The 263-nt window shown below is 62.0% G+C and carries 1 pseudogene; it reads left to right on the forward strand.

Annotation, left to right across the window (positions count from 1 at the left end):
* A pseudogene (locus WDW90_RS39885) lies at positions 1-263 on the forward strand (glycogen debranching protein GlgX); the annotation flags it as partial.

Genomic DNA, 263 nt, shown 5'->3' on the forward strand with positions numbered 1-263 from the left:
GAACTTCGCAGTCTTTTCGGCCAGCGCCACTGCGATCGAGCTTTGTCTGTTCGATCCCAGAGGTCGCAAAGAAGTCCGCCGCATCGTGCTGCCCGAGTGCACCGACGAGATCTGGCATGGATATCTCCCGGAAGCCGAGCCGGGGCTGCTCTACGGCTTTCGTGCGCACGGCCCCTACGATCCGGTGCACGGGCACCGCTTCAATCCCTACAAATTCTTGCTCGATCCCTATGCCCGTGCGTTGCAAGGCCCGTTGCGCTGGG

It is taken from the genome of Methylobacterium nigriterrae (genome assembly GCF_037106235.1).
In the GTDB taxonomy this organism is placed as follows: Bacteria; Pseudomonadota; Alphaproteobacteria; order Rhizobiales; family Beijerinckiaceae; genus Methylobacterium; species Methylobacterium nigriterrae.